Source organism: Sporolactobacillus sp. STSJ-5, from assembly GCF_024385605.1.
In the GTDB taxonomy this organism is placed as follows: domain Bacteria; phylum Bacillota; class Bacilli; order Bacillales; family Sporolactobacillaceae; genus Sporolactobacillus.
Genome location: NZ_JANFOJ010000003.1, coordinates 59460 through 85221, shown reverse-complemented (window position 1 = coordinate 85221; position 25762 = coordinate 59460). Strand labels below are relative to the sequence as shown.

The following is a 25762-nucleotide window of genomic DNA, read 5'->3' as shown; positions in this document are numbered from 1 at the left end:
AAACATGTGTTTTTGCAACCACAATTAATATAAGTTCCCTTCATCATACTTTTTTCTCACAGCTTTCTCTTTTACTGTCTCAATTATAGTTAGCCCATGCTCAACTGTTTCAGTTATCTTTGATTTTTTCTGAACACCATCTAGGACAACAACCAGAGCTTTACATGGTTCAATGCACAAACACGTGAGCATTAAATATCTAACTCGACGCCTTGGTCACTGAGTTATTGTGAGCACACTCAAAATATACACACACATTTTGGACGAGCTTGATCAACTTGAAACTCGCACAGTGGACGAAACAATGAACGACCTTTACGGCACCAAAACGAAGCAAAATTAATGCAAAATGTTTTGCATTTCTCATATTTTCTAGTACATGACTTAGAATGCAAAATGCCCGAAAACCCTTTCGTATCAAGGCTTTCGAGCATTTGGAAATCTCCAAAGATTTTCTTGTAATGGAGACGGTGTCCGTATAACCAGCGGTCGCTAAGACTTATATTAAAGGCTTTCATAATAACTAATTTAAGCACAGCCAGTTTTTAGCCAACAAGGTTTGCTTTTATAAGGAGGAATGATTTAACATGAAACATACTGTAAAACGTGATCACGGTCATTACGAAAAATCGCGCATTGAAGTTGAAGATGTATCTGAGTGGACGTTCATTTCTTCCGCGCTCGAACAAAGCTTAAAAGAAACGAACAAAGGTCTTTCACGCTATGATACACAAAGCGATGAAGATTCAGATATGATCAATTATTTAACAGATAAGAAGCACAAACTTGAACATATGATTGCTACGCTTGATCCTAAGAATGAACGGACTTGGAACTAATCATTATTGCCCCATAAATCTTCCACAGTCGTCCCGAGCACTTTGGCCAACTTTATGGCCACGTGTAGGGACGGCTCTTTTGTTTTTCCTGAAACGATATTGGATAAGGATCCTTTCGAGATACCCACCTGTTGCGCGACAAATGTCTTCTTTAGTCCCTTTTGTTCAATCAACCTTGCAATTTTATTCATGGCTGCGATCACCTCTGTTAAAGTATTCTGCACCACACGGTCTTGTCCTTCTTTACATTTGTTCAGGTGGACAGGCAACAGACAAGCCTTTCCTACCATAGTATCTAGTGTAGCAGCTGCTCACCTATCCACTTGAGTAGACGTACTCAAGTATTCAGCTCGTCCCTGCCTGGTGCCATGGGATTCTGAAATTTTGTAAATAAGGATGTGTGAGTAATGGAATATTACGAACTAGATTGGCGGAAAGCGTTCGAACCGAAACCATGCGGAATTGTCTACGGAGTAACGACAAAATCGTTGTTAACATTATCGCCCATGATGGCAACTGGTGTGGCCATCATCGTAGGCGTTGGCGCGTTCGCCATCGTTATGGCCAGAGTTGAAAAGCGTCTTGCACAGAAAGATGATCCATTTGCCGAGAAAATACCCTGGATTGCTAAAGGTGTGCTAATGATTGGATTCGCTGCAGGATTTATCTACTTTGTTTTGAAAAATCCACTTTGGGGGTTATGATCATGTCCTTTTTCATTCGCTTTGATCCTTATTACCGAAAGCTGCAGCAATGTTTTCGCGTAGCCGGGCTTTGCCGTAAGAATACAATTGGCGGCACTGTTTATGAAGTACAGCCGTTCATTCATAGCGTGCAGCACAAACTGTCCGAAGTGATTTTAACATTCACGTTGCCCAATGGAATGGATCCAAAGTCAGTAAAAAAAGTTGACTATGCATTTAAGCAAATGTTTGGCAGCAACACCGCAGTTGATGGGGAACTGAAAAAATTTACGGTCCATGTCTACAAAAAACAGATGCCAAAGACACTCAAATACAGTCGCTCTTTAGTTGATCCTGCAATTGAAGGCATGAGCTTACCAATCGTGACAGGGGTGGATGCGACAGGAACATTCCAAGCATTTGATTTAAGAAATCACCCGCATGTCCTTGTTGCCGGCGCTACCGGGTATGGGAAATCCAGTGCATTGAGAGCGATCCTTACCACACTAATGCTCTATAAGTCGCCGGAAGAACTACGTTTTGTTCTTGGCGATCTAAAGTATTCCGAAATGACTTTATTCCGGGGATACAGCCATGTAGAGTCGGTCAGCACATCTGCAGCTACTTTGGCGCTTGAATTAGCAAAGGTGAGACACGAGCTCGAACGGCGGGGAAAGATGCTTGAAAAAGCGCGTGCCCTTTCCACTGTAGAAATCGGCGGGATTGCGGATATTGTGGTATGTATCGATGAGGTTGCGTTATTAAAAAAGGAAAAAGAAGTGATGGCTCTGATTGAAGACATTTCAGCGATCGGGCGTGCCCTAGGTGTCTATTTGATCTTGTCGATGCAGCGACCAGATGCCGATGTCCTGGATGGAAAGTTAAAAAATAATCTGAATGTGCGGATCTCGTTTAAGCAAGCAGATAAAATCAATTCTAAAATCATACTTGATCAGGCAGGCGCTGAGAAACTTCCCTGCCCCGGCAGAGCAATCGTGAAAACCATCGATACTCAAGTCGTTCAGGCGCCGTTTATTACTGCCGCTCAAGTAGAGAAATTGCTTGAACCATTCTTTACTCAAGTACCTTCCATCCTGCAGAAAGATCTGATTGAGCAGGAACAAGGACAACAATTCGGACTGCTTGAGGATGATGACGATGACTGAACGTGATGACGCAATTATGCGCGACATTGAACGGTTTCATTGCTTGAGCAGGGATAACATTATTGACCTGTATTTTTCAGACATACGAACACCTGTGACCTGTGCGAATAAAGTACTCAGGCGCTTGTCTGACCGAAAGAAAATAAAAGCTGACCGAACCGTCCAGCCTTATATGTACTTCCCAATTGATTCTAAGATGAGCACCAACAGCCAGAAGGTTGACCACTTTCAGGCAATCTTCAAAATATACTCAGCCATGCGGCGGCTAGGTGGCTTACGACAATTTTTTGTTGAACCTAAAATTGGTGGAAAAGGTACGGTTGAACCGGATATATTTGCAATCTGGCATGGTACTCCTTTTTTCATCGAAGCACAGTTAAGCAATTACAGTTCGGACATCATGCTTAAAAAAATTGCTCGTTATGAGCAATATCGAATCAGTCGCGTCTGGGAAAATTTATCTTGGCAGCGGAAAAGCAAAAAAGTTTTTCCAATCATCTGGATCGTTGGCCAACGCCAATATGATGGATTACAAGGCATTATGCAGACAAAAAGTGTGCAGGAGATGTACTCCAAAATGAAAAGAGCATGAAAAAGTAAATTTACTATTATAAACCCCCGGCAAGTTGCTGGGGGTTTTAAAATCATTGATGAACCATCATATACTATTATCTTTATTTATATCGCCATCTTGATGAATTTCATTTTTTATTTTATCAATTATGTCTTCTATTCCCTCCTGTTCCTCTTTTTTTAGCTTGAAATATGCTCTTTGTTTAGTTGGAATATGAAAAAAGTTGTTAATCACGTCTTTACCATTATTATCAGTCATTAATAAAGCAGCACTCATTTCGCTAACCTCCCAATTAATAATTTTTGAAAAAGTTATGATTTAAATTTGGGTCAAAATAATGTTTTCTCTTGATCCAAACAAATCCATCACCCTTGGTTATCAGAGCAACATCAATCGGTCCACCTACTGTTTCTAAATCTATACTTACCCTTCTTTTGAAAGAAGTAAGATTCACTAGTGCTTCTGCCATTTCAGCAACTTCTTCTTTGGGAAGAATAGTGACAATGTTTATTAATGGATTAATATAATATTGTTGTTGAATCTGGTTAATTCCAAAACTAAAATTTTTTAAAAATTTTTGCCCTGATTTTTTAACTGTTTCAAATTTTTTATCGGTTATTTCCAACATTCCCTTTAATGCATTCATGTATTCTGAAAAGGTTTCATTCAATACGCGAAAATAGTTATATTTAAGTCTAGGCTCTATTCCAGATATAAAAGAGTATGCCATCTCACTTTGAGCAAATGGTTTAATGGCAGCTGTACAAAAGTCAGTCGAAACATGTGATCCAACCGCTACAGTAGATTTTTCTTCCAGTTTGAGCTTTTTAAGAATAAACCCTTCAATGGAGTACTCGTAAAGCTTAGGAAATATTTCTTGTTCACCATATCCAGTAATAACCAATCCCGAACTAGAATTGGTATAACAATCCCTTGATATGAATGCAAAAATCATTCTAATTATTGCAACGATCGTATCTTCTTTTAATGGGATCATCATATGACGATTTAGCAAAGTTCTTATTAATTCTGAGAACTTCTGTTCAAAAGCAGCATAATCATCATCGCTAAAACTATTCGCAAGTTTTCTTTGTAAACAAGAACGATATTTGTTTTTTAATTCAGCGATTATCCATCCTTCTACTTGTTCGGGAACTGGTTGCGATTTCCTTTTATTTATAAAAAAGTTTATTTTTTCTTCAGTATCATGGAGGATTTCCCCAAATAATTCTTCAAATACTCTGCTAACTATTTCAAGCTCAGCTTGGTCGCTCCAAAATCTTGGGTCTTTTTCTATGAATTCAACAAATTTTTTGCAATACTCTTTAACTGTATTTTCTGGTTGATTTCCATACTGAGATCTAAAAACCTTGATAATTGTTTCCCAAGGGACAGACATAAATTCTGCTCCTCCATAAATCATAATTCCTATGGGATATTTTTTTGAAAGAGCAAATATTTTGTTAGCATAATTATATGCTTTTTGATTTCCCTTAGTACCAACAGTAACTGCGCTATCTGCGGCAAGAGCTACACAATGTCGATTTAGAATGCTTGTTTCAGCTGTCATATGATACATCACCCTATCTGAAAAGATTCTTCAGTTAAGGTAATTCGACATTATTTTTACATAGTCCTTCAATACTAATTATTATTAATAATTATTTTTTATGTATCCCGGCATAGCCGGGTATGATATATGTGTTCTTACAGTTATGTCAAAACAAAGTGTTCCAGGTCTGAATACCGACAATACCATCAACAGATAATCCGTGACGCTGCTGATACGCCTGGACTGCAACTTCAGTTTGTTTGCCAAAGATCCCGTCAACTTTGATTCCCAATGCATGCTGGATCCGTTCGACATCCTTGCCGGTACTGCCCTTCTTGATCAGGTGTCCTGGGTAGGGAACGACTGATGACCCACTCTTGTTTGGCTTACTCTTTACGGGTGCAGCCTTTTTCATTTTCAGTTTTTGACCAGGCAAAATCAGATCAGATTTAAGACCATTCCAAAGTTTGATGTCCTGATAGGCAATGCCGTATCGAGCACCAATTTCAGACAATGTATCACCAGATTTCACAATGTACGAATCTGGGACGGACTGATTTTTCTTTTTCACACTGGATGTCTTTGGCTTGTCCTCTTTGCTTGCGACAGCTTCCCACTCTCCTGCATTGCCTTTAATCTCGTTGTAATCAACGGTGACATCGGCAATAGTTTGGCCATTTTTATATTGGTACAGATCCGCATACTTGCTTACCTTCCCGCCGCTCCATGCATATGTCTGGAAATAGTAATCGGTGTACGTTGTTTCACTCAGCGCTTCGATCACGCCGTAAGAGCCATAGACACCTACTTTGTAATCCTTAAGCGTCTCATCCACACCTTTAAAAAATTGTTTGACAGCGGCCAGAGCGGATCCCTTAGCGTCAAAATCAACCGAGAAGTAAATAGCTGTTCCATTCGGTTGATTAATGCTGTGCGCCCAAGTCTCGGCTTCCTTGGCCTCAGAAACTCCTTTTGCGTAATTAAAAAAAGACGCCACATTATTGGTCGTCTGTCGAATCGAATAAATTTTAATGCCTACTGCTTGTAATGCTTTTACCTCTGCTGTTTCAAGCGTCTTCCAACTGGACGGACTGCCAATATACCGCCCAACCAATCGAATTCCTGCTGCATAGAGATCATTTGCTTTTTCAGCGCTTAACTTTGTAGCACAATCCATAGCTTTTACACTCATTATTTTTTCCCACCTTTCAAAATTTCTACGAGTTTAGTAATCTGATCCGGTACTGGCAAACCGGTTTTGCCAGCGTTTTCAATGATGCTTAATAGCTCGTTTGCCAGGTAAAAAAAGATTACCGCGTCGCGTGCAATGTGCTCGGTGCCTAAGGCTTGATCAGCTAAATGAGCGGCAGCTACAACAATAATGATCATGACTTTTTTGGCAATGCCATGAAATCCAACGCTAGATGATAGCTTGCCTAGATAGGCCGCTGCCACAACTCCTGAAACATAGTCAATAACGATGAAAGCAACCAAAATACTGATCAGCATGGACCAACCTCCAAATAGATAGCCGACAGCTGCCCCAAGCAGAACTGCAGCAGAACGATAGATAAATTCCAACGAATTCATGATGACGCCTCCTCATATAAAAAGTTTAAGATTTTAAATTTGAGCATAAAAAATAGACCCGCCTCGGGTCTTAGCAAAAGCTATCCTCCTTTATTGGGGTACGCAAAAAAGAGCCCAAAGGCTCTTTTGTGTATTGCACCAGGTACTTCCGGTGTTGATTATTTAATGACTTCTGTTCTTTGCCATTGTACAGAGTAGCGTATCTTCTTATTATTTGGAAAATAACCATTTATGAATAAACATGGCCGTTGATCTTTATTCATTTGTATCTCTCCATAAATAACATCCTTTAATCCACCTGCAGTATTCGATTCCGGGATAACATTTATGAATAATACCGTTTCCGGATTAAGTTGTTCAATACCTTGAATATGAGATGCAAAGTAGATCAGTTTTTCATCATCCGGTTGTTCAAATCCTTCAGCATGATAAAATGGTGGATTATTATTCATGATCTGAATAATTCTCTTGTTAAGTTCTTTATCTACTTTCCAGTCAACAAAAAACTTAATCGCAAATGGCAATGCAACTAGAACTAGTCCAAGGATCGCTAACATTGTCTCTATAACAAATTGTGTGCTACTCTGTATGCCTTGTAATTGATTGTTTAGGTCATTCAATTGTTGGACAATCTGGTCATGATTCATTTGTCATGCTCCCAAGTATTATTTTGCTTTGTCTAATTGCAAATTATATTTCTCAATTAAATTTCTTAATGTTCCATCCATTGGAGCCATTTTTCCACTTTCCCATCTCATGACAGTGTATCTAGAAACACCTAGAGAAGAAGCAAAGCTTACAATCGTCATTTTATTTTCTTTCCTTACTTTTCTTATTTCCAGACCGAGTTTTAGCTTTGCACTGTCGGGAACTGTTAAAAATTCATCACCGCCAAGCTGTTTCCAGCTTCTAAACTTCTTAATATCTGCAATGGATGCCTTAGATATTCCGTACATCCGCGCAAGTTCATCATATGAATCAGTGTGATTGTTTCTTATTTCTAATACTTGTTTTTCTGTTAAGACGTCGGAGCTAGCCGCTTCACCTATGTTTTTCCAAAGCCCAGTTTTTATAGCATGTCCAGTGTTTTCCTGATTGGAACACCATTCAAGATTATTGGCACTGTTGTTACCTTTGTTACCATCAATATGATTTGCAACGGCACCTACAAATGGTTCGCCATGAAAGGCTCGACATACAATTCTGTGTACCTTTACGTTTTTTCCATGCCCATCAACTGAAAAGTAACAATACATATATCCGTTCCTGTCCTGATGCTGTGCTAATGTTTTCCCTTTGATTGGTTTATTATATATTCCATTTTTATTTTTGACCTTCCTGTCTAAGCTCCTGACTTGTCCATGATCGCTAACTTGATAAATACCATCATAGCCTGCAACATCTTTCCAAAGCTCACTCATTGATATTGCCACCTTTGCCATACTTTTGATACATTTATTGTAGCATAAGTATGGTATGTATAGGCATTATGATAGTAAAAAAGAGACCAAAATTGGTCTCTAATTAATCATTTCTCTTGTTGCGCAGTAGCGTCCTTATTGGACATGCTTTCTAATTACATTTTCCCAAATCGTATATCCTTTGGCATTAAGATGAACACCATCAGTTGTTAAGCTTGGATTCATTTCCCCTTTTTTCACAAAAAGAGGATATAAATTAATGAATGTTACATTCTTCTTATCCGTCAATTGTTTGACTTGTTCATTCAGCTTAATGATATCACTATTCTTTACTCCCGGTAATGCTTGTGTGTTCTTCCTATCATTAACTGGAAGATTGCTCTGAATTATTAAATCTGTTTTCGGTGTTTTCTTCTTAACAGTATCAATTATTTTTTGGTAATAAGTAACAATGCTACTTATGCTTTCACCGTTACCCAGATCATTTATTCCGATCATTAAAAATATTTTTTTGGGATGGCCAGATGTTATTTCGTCAAGCCGATCATATACGCCCCAAATTCTATCCCCAGCAATCCCTCTATTAACTATGCTAGAATTATGATTAAATGATTCAGACCATTCATTATAATCAGTAAGACTATCACCCAAGAAAACAATATCACTATTACTCAATTTTAACTGAGAAAATAGATCTTTTCTATCATAGTAATATGGAAACAATGTTTTCGATGGTTGGTTAGTTATTTTATTTGTTATATAAGAAATTCCTCCTTTTTTATAAATTAAAATTCCAGACAATAGCAAAAATAAGATGTTAATTACTAATGATGCAGTGAAAATAATTTTCAGCTTTTTCATGTCTTAACCGCCTTTGTGCCTACTTTGACCAAACGATCTTTGGTAACAGTCGCTTTCTGCTTTTAGATTTCACTTTGTTAATAGTATCATGATTCACTACTGTAGTTTTAAAGTCAGGATTTCCCGATAGTAGTAACCCAACAACGAACCAATAAAAAACCATTACAGGAATATACTGTACCGCTCCATCCGAACAGGAAATTAGTAAATAAATAATCAGTCCTGAAACAAGACTCTTTTTATATTCTGATTTACTAAAAGAGTTAAATTTCATAAAATGCAGGATTATCGGTGTACACATAGCCAAAGTAAAAAAGATTATCCCTATTACCCCAAAAAACTCAAGTATAAAAACATAGGTTATTTCACCAATTCCATCAAAAGGTACGTAGGAAAATAAACCTATACTCTTTAGCAATTGAAATTGTTCGGATCTCCCACCCATGGATGAATCCAATATGAATGAAGAGTTCATTTGCATTAAATCTAATAGCTTTGTAATGGCAAAGAAAAATCCGGATATTCCCACAATCCCAAAAAGTACAGCTTTTATCTTTGATTTGTTAATATATACTATTTTTAGTAAATAATAAATGAATAACCCTACCCATACCGTTCTTGACAAAGTGAGAACAATCGACAAATTGACAATTATTTTCTTCACCTTGCTATTTTCAAGATAAGAATAAAGCGGAAGAATAATAAGTAAAGAAATACCATAAATATTACCATTATTATATGTTGAAATTAATTTTGATATATCTCCCCTCATATTATATTTATCAGTTAATGTCCCCGCATCATCGATATTCACCGTTAAATAAGGAATTTCAAAATATTTTCCTGTCGCCTGGAAATACAAGAACAAGAAGATCCCGTAAATTGCAATTATAAATACAGACCATTTAATCATCTTAAATAAGTAACTATAACTCATCTTATTTAGATAATATTCAAAAACCATAATCATTGCCCATGGCAAAAAAATAAAAGAAGCGATCATCGAAATAGCCATTCCTAAATTAGAAACTCCATTGCTATAAAAGTTCAGCAAAATTAATATCTGAAATGGAATGGTTGAAAAAATCACAATAATAATATTACTTCGTATCACCCTTTCTTTTCTTAACAAAATTCCAACTAGGGAAATGAGAAAGAATAGAGCAAGCAACATATAGCCAAATGTTAACGGTACTGCCCCAGCTTTAAACCCTCCCTTGGGAAATACAATCAAAAATAGGCAAAGTAAAAGAATAGGCAAGCAATATTTTTTTCTATTTATTTCTAACTCGTTCATATCATCTGCTCCAATATTATTATTTTAATTTAATAATAATATTTTAAATGACACAGGTAAACTAATTTTCTAAATTATATTGATTGACCAGATTCCATAATATCCATTGCGCCCTGAAATTCCGTTAACGTTTTCAGTGAGTCATATGCTTGGATCACAAAATTTTTTGCTGAAGATGTAACATCAAAAGTTATCCCAATAATTTCAGTTTTTAGAGCACGTGCTCCATTTGTAGCATCATCTCGCGATTTAAAAAAATCTGCTATAATTTTTCCAGCATCTTTACCACCGGATACGGTATACACGCGTACATACACATTATTTAGTGTGATACCTGTGTCAAATGTCGCTTGATTCAGTAATAATCCCATTATTAAAAACCCCCATTATGCACTAATTTGTCCAAATTCTTTTATCGTTCCCGGATCTCCTCCTGCGATAACAACAAAGCCGATAAAACCTCCTGAAGATGGATTTAGATAGTATGATTTTTCGCCTGTAAAGTAAGGTCCAGCAGTTGGCAATTGGTTGAATGCTGATGATACTGTCTGACCAACCGATGATCTATCATTAATAAATCTTTTTATTGGATTCACAGGATTATCAGATAGATCTGTATTGAGTAAACTTCCCGTTACACGCGAATTATACATTTCTAATACCCCACCACCTGAATGCAGGTCGCCATTAATTGTTGTCTTAATAAGTATCAATTTCTTGTATGTTGCATCAGCAGCTAATACAGGAGTTTTACAATGATCAAGTATCATCGCATACAATAATTTCGTCCAGTAGGTAAAGGCACAATTTTTAAATATGCCAGCAGATTGTGTTGATGCAGAATCTAAATCATGAATCTCACAGTTTTCAAAAATTGGTGCGTCTTCATACCAATCTGTCACACTGTTCACTAATCCACAGGTTAATTTATCGATTGTACAAGTATCATATTTACTCTTTTTCTGATCGCCTGTTAATTCTTGAAATGAAGTACCGGTTGCCTTTAATACACCAAAATCTCCTAATGCTTGATGAAAGTTTCCCTGAATACTACTCGATTCGATCGAAAGTTTAGATCCTGATGTTTGCCATACAGTTTCGATATTACCTTCTATTCTCAACGACTTAAACGACATCGTACCACCAAATAAATTAGCCTTGCACAAAGCATCATCACCTTGCAGCCGAACAACGTCATATGAGACACTATCACCGCCAAGTTGCCATGTAACATTCACACCATCCCCGAGTGCTCCTTCAGAATGTATGCAATCGAACTTGCAACATAAAGTATTTGGTGAAATAAAAATAGCTTTATATTTACAGTCTTCGGCTTGAATTCTTAAGAAATGTGATGTATTTGTGGTGTCGCCAGCATCATTGATACTTATTGCGTACTCATTCTCATTTCCACACTGTTCCACTGATATATCTTCTATAATAGAGTCATTGATTCGATTAATTTTCACGCCAAATCCGTCAAACTTATAGGCTCTTATTTTCCCGTGCTTTGCAAGTAAACAGCCATCAGACAAAAATCCATTTGAAATATGATTATTACCAAAAAGAACAAGTTTTCCCGTAATTGCAGTTCCTGATACAGTAAGTACAGTTATCCCATCGGCACCACAAATAAAACCAGAATCCGACCCATCTCCATAATCATTACGTACAGAATCAATCGGAACATCGTAAGCGTTCAGCGAAGCTGTCACATAGTACAAGCCAATAAGCAAGCACCGGAAATGGCTGTTATGGCAATAATCAAAACTTTTTTGAAGAGCAAGATCGTTGATATTATTATCCAAACTAGTCGCTGCTGGATATATTGCTTGGGCTGCTGAAAGCGTTGAATAAAATTCGCTTAATGTATGCACCTGACCATCATTAACCGCTCCGAACGAAGCAGGATTTATCGCAATATCTGCCAACTGCGCAGCAGTGTCCTCATTGACTGCCGCCTGTGCGGCTTCCGTTTTTCCGATCTCTCCAAGCACCATATCCCTTGCAACCGGGTAGGTTTGTCCATCTCGACCAAGACGCATATCAACGACTTCGGACGGCTGAGGCGTGCCCTGAATAAGAGTATCAACGCGATCCTTCTGTTCCTGCATGTCGTCTCCGACATTTTTAAATAGCCCGACAAGTTGTGTATAAAATTCCTTCATGTACTGGGTTGCTTGGAAAACATATGGCCATTTCATTATTCTGTGCCTCCTTCGAGTTCTGTAATGCGTTGCTCGTGATTTTCTAAGGTATCAAGTATGTTTTGTAAATCAATTGAGTTGGAACCCGAAAAAAGGATCCTGCCAAGTTTGGCAAAATCCTCTTTTTTCATGAGCCCGTCTTTTGTTACTGTGACGACTGGGATAGTGATTATCGGGTGACCGTCATCATCGACAACAATGAGATCGAGTTTCTTTTTATCCGCTGCAGCCATTAATCCATTTTTTGATTGAGTGGCTAGTCCGGGCATCTGAATTTCTGTTGGATCATATCCTTCAGCAAAGGTTGTCTCAGGGCCAACACTCACCTTGCTGTCGTCCAATCGCCCCTCTGATTTGTTCAGGTCGATATTCCCATCACTGGTGATGACGCTGTTGATTTTTTGCACTGCTTGCGATATATCCGTTCCCAATGCATCCGAATTAATTGATCCGCTGCTGCTGATTACTTTGTTGACTGTTTTGGTTGTTGACGCAAAACCAGTGATTACATCAACAACGTCCTGGGATTTGTTCGAAAAAGTAACCTCAGGTGCTTTTTTAACTGCTGGATATTTTTTATAAGCAATGACCTGAACATCAATATCCAAATCCATGGGTTCATAGATTAATAGCCGATGTTCACCACGATTTACTTCTTCATCCACCTTCAGAGGAACCGTCATACTTATTTCCGGCTCATCATTCAACTGTGTTGGCAAATAGGTCTGCATTGATTCCGGATTAGTAAAGCGATCATCACGAATCGGTTCAGCATGCCGTTCACCAAACTTTTCAACATTGGGGCTAGTGTACGTTATTGGGTCAAACACATAGGATCCATCTTCGTTCTGAGCACCAAAGCCTCGAATGACCGTTTTCAGATTGCTTGTATCAATCGACACGCTAATCTCGTCGGTGTTGTGTTGATACCGAATCTGCTTTGATGTGATCAATCCCCAGCTGGATGCTGGATGCAGCACTAAATGCTTATTGTCCGCTTCTACAACAGCGCCAAAGACGCTCAGTATTTTATTCAACATGTCCAGTGCATTGGCATCACCGAATTCATCCATTTGAATATGCGGAAAGGTTCCGATAACTTCCCACGTAAAACCCAAGACATTACTATCAAACGCCCAATGCATGGCATCTTCAATCGTCCAAGTCTTGCTTTGCTTTTCATATTGTCGATGATCCTGGCAAGTGAAATATATATGTGGTGCAGTAATATTTTTAATTGTTACCGGTCCGCTTGCTTTCGGCTCAAGACCTTTAATAACGAATTTTTGCCCTGCATAAAGGATCGTTGTTTCATTCTGTATCATCTCGAAAGTAACCGCGTTCCTCGGTGTCTTAATAACTTGTAGACTGATTGACCAAGCAGAATTTTTTGCCCATTCTTCTACTAAACTATCTGGATCAAAATCAATGAGTATTTCTTCATTTAGACTATCATTAACGATTAAATCATTCAACGCGATCACCTCCTATTTGTACAGAAAATAAAAGCCAAAAGTAGATTCAGGATTGTTTAATCCAGTAAGATCCATGTCATTCCATCCAGGCGCTAGGCTGATCAGTCCATGATTGGTATCACGACCGCAATTTACTCCGTTAAGCTTCGGATATACACCTTCAATGATCAACTCTTCAGAATCTCCAAGCGTTTGATTGTATTTAAAAACCTCACCGGTTGTTCGATTCGTCAAAGTTGGTGAACCGGTACCTTTAAGGCGAATTAATAAAAATTGGAACCGTGGATTGATTCGAATCGATCCCGCATTAAAAATACGAAAACTGTTTTCCTTATGTGTATAAATCAAATCCTCATTGATGGGGAAACCCTGCCCAATCATCTGGTATTTATCGGACTGCATATTGATCGGATCTAGATCCGTACGCCCGATGCTCTCACCAAAACCCCTAGGCGCCTCAAATTCAACTGTAAACGATCCCGCTCCATAACTTACCTTAGTGAATTGAAACGGCCTGCAGTGAACGAGGTAGCGAATTCCTGGCATGCGTGTCCATGTAATGTAGTAGGCATCATAATCGAATAGCTTTGACCAAATTTCACGAGTGGCTAACGTATAATCCCATCGATCAATCCCGTCAAATAAAAAAGTTGCTTGAATCACTCTTAGTCCAAAAGTAGTACCGTTATCTCTTTGACCATCTACACCAACGAGTTGCGTGTACTCTGTAACGGGTTGCGGACCTTGATCATCAACGCTGATAAGATGGGCACCTTTGATTTCATTGATTTCCAACTTTGTTCCATCTTTTTTTTCAATAATTAGAGTTTCCCGCATGCGATCAGCCCCCCATGTATGCCGCGGCATTGTATCTTTGTGCTTGACGGCGGCTGATAACCGATTCAAGTGCATCCTGGTCAATCACTACATCGTTGCTTTTCAGCAGCAGTTTCATGAGTAAGTCGATCTGTTGCTGAGCCATATCCAATTGTGCTGATAATAGCTTAGCTATGCCATCGGAAGATGATCCGAAGACAGCGGATGAACCTCCAGTGCCACCTGAGGTAGTAGAATTAACGGATGCAACGTCAGGAACATTTGGGATCGATGCATTGGCCATTTGATCAGCGGCTTGGCCTATTCCTTTAAGAGAATCTAACATACCGACTTGGAGGCCAGCCCCTACCATTTTGCCGACTTCATCACGCATCACACGTGACGGAGAGTGAATGCCAAGAGCTTTTTTAATTCCACCCGTAATGTTTCCTGCAATTGATTTAATCTTGTCCGTGATCGCACCCATCATCGATCCGATCCCGTTAATTAGCCCCCGAATGATGTTTTTACCGATTGATGCTAGATTGATACCCTTTAAAAAGCTAACCGCTGCGTTCCACCCTCTGGAAACCGCTCCTTTTATGCCGCCCATAACACTGCTTACCACACTACGAATTGCATTAAAAGCCCCACTGACTGCACTACGCGCACTGCTCACTGCACCGGATATATTCCCCCTGATAAAATTCCACACAGTCGAGATCACGCTACGAACACCATTCATTACATTTGAAATGACACTCCTAATCAGGTTAAATCCGCCTTCTACAAACCCGCGAATAGCTCCAACTCCGCCTGTAAAGATGCCCTTGATTGCCCCCCATATTGCTTGCAAGATACTTTTTGCTGCAGGTCCAAATGCGCGTAACGGAGCGAGAAGCTTTCCAACAAAATACAAGTTAACAATGCCCCAAATCAACTGAACAGCGCTTTGAAGCAAGCCTTTAATCGCATCCCAAGCACCTTTCCAATTACCAGTTAACAGAGATCCGAACAGTTTGAAAATATTTGCTATCACACCTACTGCTCCAGAGATCACGTTTTTAACCGCATCAAGCACGCTGACGATGATTGATTTTATCAAGAACCACGCAACTTTAACGATCGCCGTAATCGCCGGCATAACAGCCTGAAAAATGGCCTGGATCCCCTTCCATATCGTCATCACGTTATCTCGGAACTGTTCGTTTGTTTGCCATAGATTCTTGATAATCGCAACCAAACCGATAATTGCTGCCACAACCAGTGCAACAATGCCAATCACCGCACCGACTGGACCCGCGAGCATCGCAAATCCTGCAGCAATTGCAGGGAGAAAACCAATCAACAGCAAAATCGGACCGATTATCAGAGCAAGGGCTGCGGCCACTGCCGCACCAATCGCAATAAAAGACTGCATGCCTTTAGGCAGTGAGTTGAACTTATCGACAAGTCCCTGAACCGCACCAACCAGCACACGTAAAGCCGGAAGGAGTGCATCCCCTATGGTTTGGGCTGCGGTTTCCAGAGAACCTTTCAACAACTCGATAGCGCCTTTTAACGTATTCATTTTCTGTGCAGCCACGTCATCAGCTGAAACCTTGCCCATGGCAGTTGCCATATTAGTGGCGCCCTTTGCCCCTTCATTCATCATGATGTTCGCCGCTCGTACTGCATCGGTACCGAACATAGTTTTTAGCGCTGCTTGCTGCTGGGCCTTTGTTAACCCGCCGAGATGATCCTGTAAAATCTGAGAAACCTCAGCTAATCCCTTGAAATTCCCCTTTGAATCGATAAAAAGATTGTTCCCATCTTTTGTTATGATGCCAAGATCTTTCATCTTTCCGGCCGCTTTATCCGTAGCTGGCTGAAGGTTTAATAACATTGTCTTTAGAGACGTACCTGCATCGCTGCCACGCAACCCATTTTGGGCAAACTCAGCAAGCGCAGTCGTCGTATCTTTAAAGCTCCAACCAACACCTGAAGCCACAGCAGATACCATGCTAAGCCCATACTGCAATTCAGACACATCTGTAGCCGATGCATTTGCCGCACCTGCTAAAATGTCTGCCGCTTTAGATACGGACAAATTATCATTTTTGAAAGCGTTAAGTGCAGTGGATGCAATTTGAGCTGAATCAGCAAGGCTGAGGTCCCCAGCTGTTGCTAGTGACAATGCGCCCTTTAAACCTCCATGAATTACGTCCGTGACACTGACACCCGCTTTAAGAAGTTCTCCGATGCCTTCAGCCGCTTCTTTTCCGCTATACTTTGTTTCTGCGCCCATTTGTACAGCCAGGTCTTTCAGCGCACCTTTAAATTTATTTACTTCATCAGGAGCCATAACAGCGTAAGCATTGGCCATAGCCTGGTCAAAATCAGCAGCCGATTTGACTGCAAAACCAAGTCCGGCCGCTATACCTGCACCCGCTGCAGTTACTGTTTTCCCAGCCGTTTTCAATCCATCGAATGTGTTGTTCATCGACTTTTTAGCATCGTCAAACGACTCTTGATAGTCTTTTGCAACTTGGTGAGCAACGGAACCATTAGCTTTCAAAGCGGCACTTGCTTCCGCTAATTGTCCCTTGAAATGTTCAAGCTTTCCTTCTGTTGCCACAATTTCACGCTGGAAGGCTTGGTATTGCTTTTCGCTGATCTTGCCTTCTGCGAATTGCTTCTGAACCTGTGATTCAGCCTGTTTCAGCTGATTAAGCTTATCCTTCGTATTTTCAACTTGGGAGGCGAGAAGCTTTTGTTTTTGAGCGAGCAGCGTGACATTTCCCGGATTAAATTTCAACAAACGATTTACGTCATTCAGTTGTCCTTGCATCGACCGTGCCTGACTATTTACACTTTGCAGCGCCTTTTCAAGACCGGTCGTATTTCCGTCTATTTCAATTGTTATCCCTTTAATTCTGCTCGCCATCTTCTCACCTCCCAAATAAAAAATAAAAGCCCCCTGAGGGACTTAAAAATTATCAAAATCTTTTTGCTTTGCCTGTCTTTTATTACTTGATTTTTTCTTCGAATTCGTATTTTTAATGTACTCATCGATGTAATCCATCATTTGGCCAATATCCATGTCATCGATGTCCGCCCTTCTCAGGCCTGTTTTATAAGCCATAAAAAGCAGCGAATCAGTGGTTAATGGTTCGCCGCCTGATTCGCTGCTAATGAGTTTTTTTCCGTAGTGATCATCGCCGTCAACATTTCCTGCACTTGTGGCAAAACATCAATGATAGGGAACGACTCAAACTGGTCCAGCCATTCAAAAGGCTCGGGAATTTTGGGATCTGCAGTTTTTGCCATCGTCCAAACGATGTTGTAAAGCAGGTCAAAGTCGAGAAGATCAATGGCATCAACAGCGCCCTGTAGTTCACTTTTTTTACTTTTGCTTTTATTCACTTTTTCGTAAACATCTAGCAAAGGAACCAACTTGGTCAGTTCCTTGAAGTAGTCTTTATGAAATTGTGCTTTAAAACGCAAAGGAAATGCGCCTGAAGTTTTTAGACGCACTTGTTTCCCGGAAACTGTAATTGTCTTTTCCAAAATGATTCAACTCCTTATGCAACCGTTACGATACAAGTGTCAGAAAAACTTCCGTCTGCTGTTTTAGCTGTGATCGTTGCAGAACCGGCAGCGACCCCAGTGATAAGACCGGCATCCGATACTGTTGCAATAGACGGATCACTCGACAGATATACAACATTTCGGTTTGTCACATTAGCCGGACTAACCGTTGCTGCTAACTGTTGGATTGCATCGACAGCCAGATTAACTGTCTCTGGTACAATCGTTACGCCAGTAGCCAAAACGGTTGTCGGTTCAAATACCGAATCATACCAGCCGTTGTAGATTGCATCCGCTGCATCTTCTGTGCAACGTGCCTTAACCAGTCCATTATCTGGACGCTTACGGGCTTGGAAATTCAGCGTTGTTGTCTGTGGTTCGATAGAATCTTCGACCGTACCGCCTTCTTCTGTTGGCCGTGATGCCGAGCAGTAATAGATCACATGTCTGATCGATTTTACATCTCCGTCGAATTCGAACAATAGCGCAAACTTCTTATAACCCTTTGCGTTTCCGTCTTCCACTTGAACGCCATTTGCTAACAATTCCGCTAGAACCTCTGTTCTAAATTCATCGGGAATGAGAGCCATTTCAAGTTCGCCATCATAGCCGTTATTCACGGGTACATTGAAATAAAGGCCATCATCCGCATAAAACTCAGCAGGATCACCCTGCGCTTCAAGCGATAAATTAACAGCGCCTTTCCACGGAACCGGAATGCCGAACGTTAGTGTTCCGTCAGCATTTTCCGTGATGATTGCGTAATGTACATTTTTCAGCCCATAGCGCACTTTATTTTTTTTCGGCATTTTATATCAACTCCAAATCATATGTTTTTTCATATAGCTGTTCATCTTCAATCCATACCTCATCATCCTGGTAAGGTATCTCGTTATCATCCAGCAACTGTTCAATCGCTGATTCCGCAGCCAAGTCCTTTTTATCTGTATAAAGCTCTACAGTTATTCCCGGAACCCTTTGATAGACCTTCCCATCAGCCATAAAATGGTTTGATTCCGCAGATAAATAGCAAATAAAGGGCGGTGGCGGACACTCTGGATATTGCGTCGATTTCTTCCAGTGATGATAAAAAACCGGGTACCCGGTTTGTAAGAGCATCGTTTTCAGTTCTGCAAGTGTCATCCCTTCACCGCTTTCTCTGCCGCTTTAGTGAAGTTATCAATTACTTTTTCTTCAACCGGTGCAATATGCACACGCGGTGCCGTTCGGCTACCGTCTCGATTCATGTGCCCTCGTTCGAGTAGATGTGTCAATCGGTAAGTTGGTGCGCGGTTATAGACGACATAACCAAATGCAGTCTTTTTTCTAGCCCAATTCTTAGCATAGTCACCGGTTCGAGTTGGACTGGCTGCTTTCAACTCTGAAACGGCTTCCTTTGAAATGTTGTCTTTATCCTTGTTGAGCTTGTCCTCAACTTCATCGGAGTACTCTGACAGAGCACGAGCAATTTCATTTGTAAGCTGATTAAGCTTTATAGGCACCGCTCTTCACCTCGCAATACAGTTCCGTATATCCGTCCGAGCGCATGAAATCTCGATAAATGGAATACCGCTTTTCTATGTAGTCCACTCGATCTTCACCATCATACTCATCCGAATCTACCACAAGGACCAATTGTGCTTTTAACCCGACCTGACCCGCCGCGGCGAACTCTGCACGGGAAACGCTTATTCGTGAACAGAATATTTGTCTGGGTTTTTCAAACTCGATAGGTTGTCCAAGTTCATCCTCTGTCGTGACTACATCAATGAGTTTACATACATCGTCAAGTGATATATTCCGCGGATCACCGACACTAGCTTTCAGGCTCGGCATCAGCTGCACCCGCCTTCTGAATTAATCGATTATGGATCCGGAACTGGATACTGCGAGCAAGCGGCACATTTTCCATCCGCTTCCGATAAGACCAAGCCGCATAATCCACAAGCAGGATCTGATCATCTGCTTTCGTTAAATCAAGCGATGCCCCCATTCGAGCAATCTCGCTTTCTGATGTATCAAGCAATCCATTAAAATAGGCATCTCGCAGTTCATGCGTGATGCCTAAATCCAGCTTCAGCAAGCTTAATAGAGTTGTCTTTACTCCCTCATTCATCACTTATCACCCGCTTTCGCGGCGGGTGGTGTTCCGGCTAGGAAACCTGCCTTCTGCAATTCTTCGGCACGTTTCTTGCTAGTCGTTTCATATGTTGAGCCATGATGATAGATTTTCTTGCTTGTCTTATCAGCAAATTGACGCGCGACTGCATACTTCATCAATCATCAGCTCCTTAGGCTTGTGGTGTGATGGTTAAAAGAGCAAAAGCTTCTGGCTTCACCGGTTTGCCGTCAAAGCGTCCTTTGCCACGGAACGCTGTCTGATCTTCGACAAACTTAACTTCTTTCGAGCTGTCAATCGTGATGCTCTCACGCTCAACTAGCGTGTACTTGGAGAAGTCCCCGAAAAGGACTGTGTCTTCATCCAGGTTGTTATTGAATACAACACGCAAACCCACGAGATCCGGATTACGAAGATTTGGAAGCTTGCCAACCACGTTGCCTGAAGAATCCACGTTAATACTGAATTCAACGAGTCGATTATAATAAGTGCTGCGTTTAACGACAGCAACGATTTCGCCAACTGCATCAAGGCCAGTGTCAATCAAGCCAATTTTTTTAACCAGGTTGATGAGCAATTTTTCATCTGCAACAACGTCCGCTTTGTTTCCAGCCGGAATCTGTGGAATAATACCAACTGGTTGTTTGCCAGCTGCGCCGGTTCCTTTAACGATTGCAAGATCAAGAGCAAGGGCAATTGCGCGCGCAATTTTTTTCGTGACATAGGTATCCAAATTAATGATGCTGTCTTGCAGCAGATAATTGTCAACGAATGTTACCTTGCCGACTTTCCAGCCATCGAAGTCAACTTCACCGATCGTGCCAACATCACCAGTCGGAATCGCACCAGGCATTTCAATCCAAGATGCTGCCGTTGTGTCCGTGTCAATCAGAATTCGCGTTGTCCCTTTGACTTGAATCCGATCAACGAGCGGATACAGAGTCGTAAAATCGCCCATGATGTCCATGATTCGATTGACGATGACTTCAGGGATGGTCAGTTCGCCGCCCGACACCGCACGTAGATTTTTGAATTTCTCATAAAACTCACGAACTTCTTCCCGCTTGTAATATTCACCGGTCTTCAATAGTTCCCTTACCTGGTATTTGTTCATGCCTTCCTCTGCCCCCTCCTGGCTTCTTGTGTTCGAGCGCGTCTGCTTTGGCGGCTCTTTGCTGTTCAACTCTTCAAGTTCGGTTTCAAGTTGCGTGATCTCGCCCTCAAGTTTGCTTTTTTTCTCATCAAAGGCTGCTTTGTCGGTATCCAGCTTGTTGACTTCTTCTTCAACAGCTGCGGTTTCCTCTTCAGTTTGCGCTTCCTCAATCGCTTGCTCGACCTCTGCCGAACGTGTCTTGAGTGTTGTTTCTTCTGCTGTAAGAGCTTCAAGTGCCGCCTTGCGTTGCTGAATTTTCTTTGCCAGCATAATTTGTTTTAGTGCCATTTTTTCAGCCTCTCTTTCAAATTGTGTTTTTTCAATTCAAGTTGCTTAGTGCGGTGCTGTTCAATTTCCGCTTTTCGCGCTTGGATCGCCGTATCTTCGTAGGCAGGGAACGTGCATATGGATACTTCTTGCAGATCAATGTCGCGAAGCGTCCACTTAACCGTTCCGTCATCACCAAAGTCAACATCTTCTTTGTTGATGTTAAATCCGAATGAGCATTGTGAAACATCGCCACGCTTGACGCGCTCATAGACGTTCATTGCATCCGAATCATTTGAGTTGATCTTTATGCTTCCCCATAAGCCATGTGCATCGGCTCTCAGTTCGAGTGTACCGGCTTTATTACGGCCGAGAACCAACGTTGTGTCATGGTTAATCAATGCGCGAATGTCATTGCCAAGCGTATTATCAAAAGCGCCCGGAGCAACCTCTTCAAATCCACCTGGAAACAGCTCTGTCTGTTGACCGAATACGGCAAAATATCCTTCAATCACCGGATCCTGTCCATCAGCTTCTCTTGTTTTAAAACCAAGATTTGCTGTGCGCACCTGCTTTTTATTCCGATCCGCCACTTCCTCCACCTCCTTGTCCAGGGTTCAATTTCTTTTGATCGCCAATCATGCTTGCTGGTATAAAATTCTCAAGTATTTTCAGCTCATCAAGACCAGGAAGCGGCGTCTGGCCAAGCCAATCACGAACCTCATTGCCGGTCATGATGCCGCGCACGTACATATCTCCACCAACCGTGGCAAGCTGTTGAATGTCATATGCATAGAGCGAACGCGGATTAAAGCGGAAATAAAGGTCAGGCGAGTAAAGAAGTTTGCGTGTCAGCTCCTGGACAATTCCCTGGGCGATCGGTAGAATACGCGAATTAATAAATGCGTTGTACTCGTCTTTTTTAAAATCACCGACACCAACGAAAAAAGCCGGCACCCCAAAGATTCCCGCTACCGTTCGTTTATCCAATTGCACCGCGTCATTAATGGCAAGGTCATTAAGAGACAACGGCTTGACCTGATCAACTTTTATGAGTTCGGAAGGTACAATCCACGGTTTCCCGCCTCCGGTATCGTCAATATACCGTTGAAGAACCTTCTCGCGTCCCTCTTTACTAGAAAGTTCATCGGTCATCGCGTCAACCGAAATGATTACCGATGGCTTCCATTTGTCTTGCATAAAGCCATTTTTTGTTTTGCTTGCCTGTTTCAGATTGTCAACAATATCCTTCAGGACCACCCGGAATCCTTGTCCAATCCATGGGCGTTCCGGATCCGGGTTAATTACAAAATGCAGCACCTCATCATGGTTGTATCGATTGCCGCCATAAAGCACCTGATAACCATCCGGAGTATCCCAAAAGCTGAATTGTGAAGGTGGTAGTGGCTGAAGATCTGCGATATAACCGCCGCTATCCACTTTAGGATAGACAACGCTATTTCCCTTTCCGTCCAGCAAGAGATTGTAAACAATGCTGTACATCCAGTTCTTTCGCGTCATCAGCGAATATGGATTGATGTCGATTTTTCGTGACAATTCATTCTTTACACGAATATCGCCGTCTTCTGTATTCTGCATCAGCTGGATTGTCATGCTGCTGATCAGATCAGCAATGCGGTTCACACACATGCGGACTTCCGGATTGTCAGATAACCGAGTGTATCCGGTCACTGCGAGCGAGGATAAATCCTCTCCTGCAAGCCATTGCACAAGTGCAGTAGGTTGGGTTATCGGTTCCGACCGAATGCGCTGTCTACCGCGATTACGCCTGCTTCCTCGTTTACTCAACGCTCATCACCCTCCCTTCAAGATAGTGAGCACTGCAGCTTGTAGCCTTCGAGTTCCCAAATCTTGTCTTCAATCCGTTTCTTGGCCAAATCCTCGCCGATCTGTTCATCATAATTTTTGGGATCGACGCAAGCCGATTCGCCGACAATTGTAAAGCCATTCGGCAGCTTGGCGACAACAAGGCATTGCTTTCCGAAGATGCGGTGAAACACTTTATATTCAGATTCATTCATGATTTTATTGATCTGTTCTTGAGTTACTTTATTTACCAATCTGATCACCCTTCCAACCATTTTGATGCTTCTGTTTTCTTTTCCATATTTTCAAGCATTCGGATTGCAGCAAAAACCGACGCGTCGAACAAGTCGATTCGTTGCGTCGGTAGTACTTTTTCGTATTGAACCATATCATCCGTTTTTTCAACGGCCGCCACGTTCTGCACGCAATATTCATAAGCCTGCGAATGCAGATAATAGAGTTTTCCGTCTTTCGCTTTCTTTTCAATATGCCGGAATCCTTCAGACTTCTTGTAAAAATATTGCGGCTGATCAATAATCTTAAAGCCCTTCGATTTCATGGCCAAATAGAATTCACGGCTGAACTTGCGGTCAAAACCAACTTGCTTGATCTTGAATCCGGCATGCTTCATTTTCACAAACCAATTCACAATGTCGGAATGGTTGACGGTTGGTGTATTGCACATGTCCAGCCATCCATCATCCTTCCAGCCAAACAGTGGAATGTTGTCCTCCTCCGCTTTGGCTTTTGCAGCAACAATCGGGAACCATGCGTGTGTAATAGCGATATCCACATCTTTGTACACACCATACAAAGCACCCGCGGTTAAGTCGTGCATCTTCGATAAATCCGCACCGCCATACCATTGAATCGGCGCTTTGGCCAGCTGGCTCAGTGCCCATTCATATTGCCGATCGCTCGCTCTAAACTCGTCAATATTAAAGTAAGCTTTAACAGCGGCAGTATACACATTCAGTGATTTGGCAAAAAAGTCTTTCCGCTGCTGCGGATCGTTCTGCGCCTGCAGCGCGTCATTGATCATATCTTCCGGCCGGATCGTCACACCATAATTCGGATTCGCCTTTTCATGTTGCTCCGGATTCGTATAATCCACGTCGCCGTTCTTCGCTTCCTCCGCCTTTGCGATAAATACGAAATAGGCATCATCGGTGATCGTGCCGGCAAGGATTTTCAAGCAGTACTGCAAACGCTGATAGCAGAAGCTCGTCATATCATCGCCGGCGGTCGTGATTCCAATCATCAGCTTATTGCTGTAGGCTTTCATCGCCTCTTTGATGATGTTGTACTGTTTCGGCGTTTTATAGGCGTGCATTTCATCTGCAATCCCGATATTACAGTTGAGCGAATCTTGCTTATCCGGGTTGGCGGCCAGCGCCTTGACGTATAGTGATCCATCTCCAAGTTCGCCGGTAATACTGTGCTCCTGGTTGTTGTCGAGCACTCTAAAGTTGTCCTCTTCACCCATGTTCTTGAGGTTAAACAAAATAAAATTGAAACTCTGCAACGACTGATCAAGGACAGCTGACGTGATATAGATTTTTGAACCTGAGCGGCGGTTCAGCAGAGACAAGGCCCAGGACAGTGCGCCGACAAATCGCGTCTTCCCATTTTTTCTGGGTATAAAAATAAACGCCTCTTTGAAGCGTCTGAGTTTTGTTCCTGTCTGGTAGAATCCAAGCAGATTATAAACAATAAATTTTTGCCATGGCTCAAGCAAAAACGGAAGCCCCCGAAGAGGCGTACCATCAAGTTTTTCACCCTGATCATGAACAAACGTTTTCTCAATGATGCCAATGACAAACTCGGCATCCTTCGGCTTGAACTCCCACTTTTTATTTTCCAGGTCTTTTAAAAATCGTTCACATGCTTGGACTAATTCTTTACATGCGACTTTCTTTCCCTTTGCAACACTTTTGGCATATTCGATGACCGCATCATAATTCGGGAATTTCTTCATGAAAGATTTTTAAGTGCTTCAGCAAGCACGGATTTCTTTCCAGTCTCTGCTGTCACATTTTCAAATGCTTTCGGCGAGAGACACAACCGGTCCGAATATGCCAAAATGTCTTTTCTTAGGTTCTCCAGGGTTGCAACTATAGGTGATTTTTTCGCGCCGCCTTGGTCGGTCTCAACCTGGAATTGATAGCCGCCTTCTTCAAACTGAATTGTTAATTCAAGATACTGATGAACGAGTTCCGAATAGATGTCAATCAAGCGATTATACTGGGTTTTGTGAACACCGAGCTTTTTCATATCCTCGATCGTTCGCCGCTTGATTGTCTCTTTTGATGCTGCTTTCGTCATGCCTCTCACCTCCCGAAAAA

The 25762-nt window shown here is 41.5% G+C and carries 32 protein-coding genes; 4 read left to right on the top strand and 28 right to left on the bottom strand.

Translation table 11 applies throughout. From position 1 onward, the window contains the following. Nucleotides 1–24: 24 nt before the first annotated feature. A complete protein-coding gene (locus tag NOM01_RS04655; RefSeq protein WP_255746797.1) occupies nt 25–192 on the bottom strand; it encodes an XtrA/YqaO family protein in 168 nt (55 codons plus the stop codon). Nucleotides 193–587: 395 nt separating this feature from the next. On the opposite strand from NOM01_RS04655, the gene NOM01_RS04650 reads away from it, so the two are divergent. Beyond that, nucleotides 588–839 (top strand): hypothetical protein, encoded by a 252-nt coding sequence (locus tag NOM01_RS04650; RefSeq protein ID WP_255746796.1) that lies wholly within the window; start codon nt 588–590, stop codon nt 837–839. Here NOM01_RS04650 and NOM01_RS04645 read toward each other — a convergent pair. Next, nucleotides 836–1066, bottom strand: a complete 231-nt coding sequence (locus tag NOM01_RS04645; RefSeq protein ID WP_255746795.1) for a helix-turn-helix transcriptional regulator — start codon at nt 1064–1066, stop codon at nt 836–838. The two genes, NOM01_RS04650 and NOM01_RS04645, sit on opposite strands and share 4 nt — an antisense overlap. Before the next feature lie 180 nt (nt 1067–1246). On the opposite strand from NOM01_RS04645, the gene NOM01_RS04640 reads away from it, so the two are divergent. The 3 genes from NOM01_RS04640 to NOM01_RS04630 are packed head-to-tail and all read left to right on the top strand — an operon-like array spanning nt 1247 to nt 3280. Continuing rightward, the gene (locus NOM01_RS04640; RefSeq protein ID WP_255746794.1) at nt 1247–1543 is read left to right on the top strand and encodes a hypothetical protein; all 297 of its coding nucleotides are present in this window, start codon (nt 1247–1249) and stop codon (nt 1541–1543) included. Between the two features lie 2 nt (nt 1544–1545). Beyond that, on the top strand, nt 1546–2688 hold the full coding sequence (locus NOM01_RS04635) for an FtsK/SpoIIIE domain-containing protein (protein WP_255746793.1): 1143 nt from the start codon (nt 1546–1548) through the stop codon (nt 2686–2688). Continuing rightward, the gene (locus NOM01_RS04630; protein ID WP_255746791.1) at nt 2681–3280 is read left to right on the top strand and encodes a replication-relaxation family protein; all 600 of its coding nucleotides are present in this window, start codon (nt 2681–2683) and stop codon (nt 3278–3280) included. Before NOM01_RS04635 ends, NOM01_RS04630 begins: the two co-directional genes overlap by 8 nt. Nucleotides 3281–3346: 66 nt before the next feature. On the opposite strand, the gene NOM01_RS04625 is transcribed toward NOM01_RS04630, so the two are convergent. The 26 genes from NOM01_RS04625 to NOM01_RS04500 all read right to left on the bottom strand — a co-directional run bounded on the left by NOM01_RS04625 (nt 3347) and on the right by NOM01_RS04500 (nt 25742). Further along, nucleotides 3347–3538: a hypothetical protein gene (locus NOM01_RS04625; protein ID WP_255746789.1), complete on the bottom strand. Its 192-nt coding sequence runs from the start codon at nt 3536–3538 to the stop codon at nt 3347–3349. A gap of 16 nt (nt 3539–3554) precedes the next feature. Beyond that, nucleotides 3555–4832 (bottom strand): hypothetical protein, encoded by a 1278-nt coding sequence (locus NOM01_RS04620; RefSeq protein ID WP_255746788.1) that lies wholly within the window; start codon nt 4830–4832, stop codon nt 3555–3557. Between the two features lie 148 nt (nt 4833–4980). Then, a complete protein-coding gene (locus tag NOM01_RS04615; protein ID WP_255746786.1) occupies nt 4981–6006 on the bottom strand; it encodes a glycoside hydrolase domain-containing protein in 1026 nt (341 codons plus the stop codon). Then, nucleotides 6006–6404 carry a phage holin family protein gene (locus NOM01_RS04610; protein ID WP_255746784.1) on the bottom strand — a complete coding sequence of 133 codons (399 nt, stop codon included), beginning with the start codon at nt 6402–6404 and terminating at the stop codon, nt 6006–6008. The genes NOM01_RS04615 and NOM01_RS04610 overlap by 1 nt, the downstream gene beginning before the upstream one ends. 158 nt (nt 6405–6562) lie before the next feature. Beyond that, a complete protein-coding gene (locus NOM01_RS04605) occupies nt 6563–7051 on the bottom strand; it encodes a hypothetical protein (RefSeq protein WP_255746783.1) in 489 nt (162 codons plus the stop codon). Nucleotides 7052–7069: 18 nt separating this feature from the next. Further along, nucleotides 7070–7825 (bottom strand): NUMOD4 domain-containing protein, encoded by a 756-nt coding sequence (locus NOM01_RS04600; protein ID WP_255746781.1) that lies wholly within the window; start codon nt 7823–7825, stop codon nt 7070–7072. 135 nt (nt 7826–7960) lie between these two features. Further along, entirely contained in the window at nt 7961–8686 is a 726-nt protein-coding gene (locus NOM01_RS04595; protein WP_255746779.1) for a GDSL-type esterase/lipase family protein, read from the bottom strand. Nucleotides 8687–8705: 19 nt separating this feature from the next. After that, nucleotides 8706–9983 carry a hypothetical protein gene (locus tag NOM01_RS04590; RefSeq protein WP_255746777.1) on the bottom strand — a complete coding sequence of 426 codons (1278 nt, stop codon included), beginning with the start codon at nt 9981–9983 and terminating at the stop codon, nt 8706–8708. Nucleotides 9984–10057: 74 nt separating this feature from the next. Further along, nucleotides 10058–10354, bottom strand: a complete 297-nt coding sequence (locus NOM01_RS04585) for a hypothetical protein (RefSeq protein ID WP_255746775.1) — start codon at nt 10352–10354, stop codon at nt 10058–10060. Between the two features lie 15 nt (nt 10355–10369). Beyond that, a complete protein-coding gene (locus tag NOM01_RS04580; protein ID WP_255746773.1) occupies nt 10370–12187 on the bottom strand; it encodes a hypothetical protein in 1818 nt (605 codons plus the stop codon). Continuing rightward, on the bottom strand, nt 12187–13665 hold the full coding sequence (locus tag NOM01_RS04575; RefSeq protein WP_255746772.1) for a phage tail protein: 1479 nt from the start codon (nt 13663–13665) through the stop codon (nt 12187–12189). The genes NOM01_RS04580 and NOM01_RS04575 overlap by 1 nt, the downstream gene beginning before the upstream one ends. A 12-nt stretch (nt 13666–13677) precedes the next feature. Continuing rightward, nucleotides 13678–14502, bottom strand: a complete 825-nt coding sequence (locus NOM01_RS04570; protein ID WP_255746770.1) for a phage tail domain-containing protein — start codon at nt 14500–14502, stop codon at nt 13678–13680. Between the two features lie 4 nt (nt 14503–14506). Further along, nucleotides 14507–17407: a phage tail tape measure protein gene (locus NOM01_RS04565; RefSeq protein WP_255746768.1), complete on the bottom strand. Its 2901-nt coding sequence runs from the start codon at nt 17405–17407 to the stop codon at nt 14507–14509. A 218-nt stretch (nt 17408–17625) separates the two neighbouring features. Then, nucleotides 17626–18030 (bottom strand): hypothetical protein, encoded by a 405-nt coding sequence (locus NOM01_RS04560; RefSeq protein ID WP_255746767.1) that lies wholly within the window; start codon nt 18028–18030, stop codon nt 17626–17628. 14 nt (nt 18031–18044) lie between these two features. After that, nucleotides 18045–18860, bottom strand: a complete 816-nt coding sequence (locus tag NOM01_RS04555) for a major tail protein (protein WP_255746766.1) — start codon at nt 18858–18860, stop codon at nt 18045–18047. A gap of 1 nt (nt 18861) precedes the next feature. Further along, complete coding sequence (locus NOM01_RS04550; RefSeq protein WP_255746765.1) at nt 18862–19194, bottom strand: hypothetical protein; 333 nt, start codon at nt 19192–19194, stop codon at nt 18862–18864. Beyond that, the gene (locus NOM01_RS04545; protein WP_255746764.1) at nt 19191–19553 is read right to left on the bottom strand and encodes an HK97 gp10 family phage protein; all 363 of its coding nucleotides are present in this window, start codon (nt 19551–19553) and stop codon (nt 19191–19193) included. The genes NOM01_RS04550 and NOM01_RS04545 overlap by 4 nt, the downstream gene beginning before the upstream one ends. Then, nucleotides 19537–19887, bottom strand: a complete 351-nt coding sequence (locus tag NOM01_RS04540; RefSeq protein ID WP_255746763.1) for a phage head closure protein — start codon at nt 19885–19887, stop codon at nt 19537–19539. Before NOM01_RS04540 ends, NOM01_RS04545 begins: the two co-directional genes overlap by 17 nt. Next, nucleotides 19868–20167: a hypothetical protein gene (locus NOM01_RS04535; RefSeq protein WP_255746761.1), complete on the bottom strand. Its 300-nt coding sequence runs from the start codon at nt 20165–20167 to the stop codon at nt 19868–19870. Before NOM01_RS04535 ends, NOM01_RS04540 begins: the two co-directional genes overlap by 20 nt. Next, nucleotides 20167–20328, bottom strand: coding sequence for a hypothetical protein (locus NOM01_RS04530; protein WP_255746759.1), 162 nt, complete (start codon nt 20326–20328; stop codon nt 20167–20169). Before NOM01_RS04530 ends, NOM01_RS04535 begins: the two co-directional genes overlap by 1 nt. A 14-nt stretch (nt 20329–20342) precedes the next feature. Next, nucleotides 20343–21611 (bottom strand): phage major capsid protein, encoded by a 1269-nt coding sequence (locus NOM01_RS04525; RefSeq protein ID WP_255746757.1) that lies wholly within the window; start codon nt 21609–21611, stop codon nt 20343–20345. Then, nucleotides 21602–22183, bottom strand: coding sequence for an HK97 family phage prohead protease (locus NOM01_RS04520; protein ID WP_255746755.1), 582 nt, complete (start codon nt 22181–22183; stop codon nt 21602–21604). Before NOM01_RS04520 ends, NOM01_RS04525 begins: the two co-directional genes overlap by 10 nt. Then, nucleotides 22167–23399, bottom strand: coding sequence for a phage portal protein (locus tag NOM01_RS04515; RefSeq protein ID WP_255746754.1), 1233 nt, complete (start codon nt 23397–23399; stop codon nt 22167–22169). The genes NOM01_RS04520 and NOM01_RS04515 overlap by 17 nt, the downstream gene beginning before the upstream one ends. Before the next feature lie 17 nt (nt 23400–23416). Further along, on the bottom strand, nt 23417–23671 hold the full coding sequence (locus NOM01_RS04510) for a Gp49 family protein (RefSeq protein WP_255746753.1): 255 nt from the start codon (nt 23669–23671) through the stop codon (nt 23417–23419). A 5-nt stretch (nt 23672–23676) separates the two neighbouring features. Next, on the bottom strand, nt 23677–25395 hold the full coding sequence (locus NOM01_RS04505) for a terminase large subunit (RefSeq protein ID WP_255746752.1): 1719 nt from the start codon (nt 25393–25395) through the stop codon (nt 23677–23679). Then, complete coding sequence (locus tag NOM01_RS04500; RefSeq protein WP_255746751.1) at nt 25392–25742, bottom strand: P27 family phage terminase small subunit; 351 nt, start codon at nt 25740–25742, stop codon at nt 25392–25394. Before NOM01_RS04500 ends, NOM01_RS04505 begins: the two co-directional genes overlap by 4 nt. Nucleotides 25743–25762: the final 20 nt, after the last annotated feature.

Bases quoted from the DNA above. Each gene is read 5' to 3' on its own strand.
- NOM01_RS04605 (WP_255746783.1), bottom strand. From the start codon at position 7,051: ATGAATCATGACCAGATTGTCCAACAATTGAATGACCTAAACAATCAA.
- NOM01_RS04530 (WP_255746759.1), bottom strand. From the start codon at position 20,328: ATGAAGTATGCAGTCGCGCGTCAATTTGCTGATAAGACAAGCAAGAAA.
- NOM01_RS04625 (WP_255746789.1), bottom strand. From the start codon at position 3,538: ATGAGTGCTGCTTTATTAATGACTGATAATAATGGTAAAGACGTGATT.
- NOM01_RS04570 (WP_255746770.1), bottom strand. From the start codon at position 14,502: ATGCGGGAAACTCTAATTATTGAAAAAAAAGATGGAACAAAGTTGGAA.
- NOM01_RS04635 (WP_255746793.1), top strand. From the start codon at position 1,546: ATGTCCTTTTTCATTCGCTTTGATCCTTATTACCGAAAGCTGCAGCAA.
- NOM01_RS04555 (WP_255746766.1), bottom strand. From the start codon at position 18,860: ATGCCGAAAAAAAATAAAGTGCGCTATGGGCTGAAAAATGTACATTAC.
- NOM01_RS04595 (WP_255746779.1), bottom strand. From the start codon at position 8,686: ATGAAAAAGCTGAAAATTATTTTCACTGCATCATTAGTAATTAACATC.
- NOM01_RS04650 (WP_255746796.1), top strand. From the start codon at position 588: ATGAAACATACTGTAAAACGTGATCACGGTCATTACGAAAAATCGCGC.
- NOM01_RS04610 (WP_255746784.1), bottom strand. From the start codon at position 6,404: ATGAATTCGTTGGAATTTATCTATCGTTCTGCTGCAGTTCTGCTTGGG.
- NOM01_RS04505 (WP_255746752.1), bottom strand. From the start codon at position 25,395: ATGAAGAAATTCCCGAATTATGATGCGGTCATCGAATATGCCAAAAGT.
- NOM01_RS04550 (WP_255746765.1), bottom strand. From the start codon at position 19,194: ATGACACTTGCAGAACTGAAAACGATGCTCTTACAAACCGGGTACCCG.
- NOM01_RS04585 (WP_255746775.1), bottom strand. From the start codon at position 10,354: ATGGGATTATTACTGAATCAAGCGACATTTGACACAGGTATCACACTA.
- NOM01_RS04600 (WP_255746781.1), bottom strand. From the start codon at position 7,825: ATGAGTGAGCTTTGGAAAGATGTTGCAGGCTATGATGGTATTTATCAA.
- NOM01_RS04590 (WP_255746777.1), bottom strand. From the start codon at position 9,983: ATGAACGAGTTAGAAATAAATAGAAAAAAATATTGCTTGCCTATTCTT.
- NOM01_RS04500 (WP_255746751.1), bottom strand. From the start codon at position 25,742: ATGACGAAAGCAGCATCAAAAGAGACAATCAAGCGGCGAACGATCGAG.
- NOM01_RS04630 (WP_255746791.1), top strand. From the start codon at position 2,681: ATGACTGAACGTGATGACGCAATTATGCGCGACATTGAACGGTTTCAT.
- NOM01_RS04525 (WP_255746757.1), bottom strand. From the start codon at position 21,611: ATGGCACTAAAACAAATTATGCTGGCAAAGAAAATTCAGCAACGCAAG.
- NOM01_RS04620 (WP_255746788.1), bottom strand. From the start codon at position 4,832: ATGACAGCTGAAACAAGCATTCTAAATCGACATTGTGTAGCTCTTGCC.
- NOM01_RS04565 (WP_255746768.1), bottom strand. From the start codon at position 17,407: ATGGCGAGCAGAATTAAAGGGATAACAATTGAAATAGACGGAAATACG.
- NOM01_RS04615 (WP_255746786.1), bottom strand. From the start codon at position 6,006: ATGAGTGTAAAAGCTATGGATTGTGCTACAAAGTTAAGCGCTGAAAAA.
- NOM01_RS04640 (WP_255746794.1), top strand. From the start codon at position 1,247: ATGGAATATTACGAACTAGATTGGCGGAAAGCGTTCGAACCGAAACCA.
- NOM01_RS04535 (WP_255746761.1), bottom strand. From the start codon at position 20,167: ATGAATGAGGGAGTAAAGACAACTCTATTAAGCTTGCTGAAGCTGGAT.
- NOM01_RS04580 (WP_255746773.1), bottom strand. From the start codon at position 12,187: ATGAAATGGCCATATGTTTTCCAAGCAACCCAGTACATGAAGGAATTT.
- NOM01_RS04540 (WP_255746763.1), bottom strand. From the start codon at position 19,887: ATGCCGAGCCTGAAAGCTAGTGTCGGTGATCCGCGGAATATATCACTT.
- NOM01_RS04655 (WP_255746797.1), bottom strand. From the start codon at position 192: ATGCTCACGTGTTTGTGCATTGAACCATGTAAAGCTCTGGTTGTTGTC.